We start from the raw sequence: 1,815 nt of genomic DNA on the forward strand, positions 1-1,815 counted from the left end.
GGGTGCCGGGGCCGGGGCGGGCGCCGGGGCCGTCCGCGGGTCCGATCCCTGCGGCACCGGAGCGGACGGCATGGCCTGCCGCAATTCCGGATGCACCGTGGTGCCCCGCCCGTGACCGGCCGAGAGGTAGCCCTCGGCGATCAGCTGCTCGTAGGCCGCGACGACGACGCCGCGGGCGACGCCGAGCTGGCGCCCGAGCTCGCGCGTCGCCGGCACGGATTCGCCGGCGCGAAGCACGCCGCGGTCGATCGCGTCGCGGATCTGGGCCGCGAGCTGCACGGGGAGCGGCGCGTCCGCCGAGCGGTCCAGCGGCGCCGAGAGCGTGAGCGAGGCCGCCCTGGCGGAGCGCGCGCGAGCGCGCGGATCGGAATCGAGCATGCCTCGATTCTTGCACTTTGCTTCACCCTTGGTCCATTCGAACTCACAAGAAATGGACCTTGTCACGGACCAATGACGTTCGTCAGGCTGTTCGGCATGACTGATTCCCAGAACCCCGGAACCCCCGACCTCCTCGACGCCATCGGCTCGCCGCTCGTGAAGCGCGGACTCGCCGACATGCTCAAGGGCGGCGTGATCATGGACGTCGTCACGCCCGAGCAGGCGCGCATCGCCGAGGACGCGGGCGCCGTCGCCGTCATGGCGCTCGAGCGCGTCCCCGCCGATATCCGCGCGCAGGGCGGCGTCGCCCGCATGAGCGACCCCGACCTCATCGACGGGATCAAGGCCGCAGTCTCGATCCCGGTCATGGCGAAGGCCCGCATCGGCCACTTCGTCGAAGCGCAGGTGCTCGAGGCGCTCGAGGTCGACTACATCGACGAGAGCGAGGTGCTCTCCCCCGCCGACTACGTGAACCACATCGACAAGCGGGCGTTCACCGTGCCCTTCGTCTGCGGGGCGACGAACCTGGGCGAGGCCCTGCGCCGCATCGCCGAGGGCGCCGCCATGATCCGGTCCAAGGGCGAGGCCGGCACCGGCGACGTCTCGGAGGCGACGAAGCACATCCGCACCATCAAGCGCGAGATCGCCCGGCTCGGCTCGCTCGATGCCGACGAGCTCTACGTCGCGGCCAAGGACCTGCAGGCGCCCTACGACCTCGTCGCCGAGGTCGCCCGCACCGGCAAGCTCCCCGTCGTGCTCTTCACCGCGGGCGGCGTCGCGACCCCGGCCGACGCCGCGATGATGATGCAGCTCGGCGCCGACGGCGTCTTCGTGGGATCCGGCATCTTCAAGTCGGGCGATCCCGCCGCCCGCGCGGCCGCGATCGTGCGCGCCACCGCCCGCTTCGACGACCCCCGCGAGATCGCCGCTGCTTCGCGCGGGCTCGGCGAGGCCATGGTGGGGATCAACGTCGCCGATCTCGCCGCCCCGCACCGCCTCGCCGAGCGCGGCTGGTGAGCCGGGTGCGCGCGGGGGTGCTCGCGCTCCAGGGCGGCGTCGCCGAGCACGCACGCGTGCTCGAACGGCTCGGCGCCGAGGTGACCCTCGTCCGCCGCGAGCGCGACCTCGCGGGGCCCGACGGCCCGCGGCTCGACGCGCTCGTGCTGCCCGGAGGCGAGTCGAGCACGCAGGATCGCCTGCTGCGCCTGCTCGACCTCGCGAGCCCCCTGCGCGCCGCGATCTCGGCGGGACTCCCGACGCTCGGCACCTGCGCCGGCCTGATCCTGCTCGCGCGCGAGGTGCTCGATCCCGCTCCGGGCCAGCGATCCCTCGGGTTCCTCGACGTCGCCGTGCGCCGCAACGCCTTCGGCGCGCAGCTGGCCTCGACGGAGGCCGAGTTCGCGGTGGACGTCGCGGGCGTCTCGGGAACCGGTGCGG

The 1,815-nt window shown here is 73.6% G+C and carries 3 protein-coding genes; 2 read left to right on the forward strand and 1 reads right to left on the reverse strand.

Annotated elements, in window-relative coordinates; genetic code table 11:
* Positions 1 to 378, reverse strand: a 378-nt coding sequence (locus XM48_RS00075) for a GntR family transcriptional regulator (protein ID WP_046453733.1), incomplete at its 3' end; no start/stop codon positions are given.
* Positions 379 to 474: 96 nt separating this feature from the next.
* Here XM48_RS00075 and pdxS point away from each other — a divergent pair.
* Positions 475 to 1,395, forward strand: a complete 921-nt coding sequence (gene pdxS, locus XM48_RS00080) for a pyridoxal 5'-phosphate synthase lyase subunit PdxS (protein WP_046453734.1) — start codon at positions 475 to 477, stop codon at positions 1,393 to 1,395.
* On the forward strand, positions 1,389 to 1,815 hold a 427-nt coding region (gene pdxT / locus XM48_RS00085), incomplete at its 3' end, for a pyridoxal 5'-phosphate synthase glutaminase subunit PdxT (RefSeq protein ID WP_046453735.1). The genes pdxS and pdxT, both read left to right, overlap by 7 nt.

Origin of the sequence: Leucobacter sp. Ag1 (genome assembly GCF_000980875.1) — a bacterium.
Classification (GTDB): Bacteria; Actinomycetota; Actinomycetes; order Actinomycetales; family Microbacteriaceae; genus Leucobacter; species Leucobacter iarius.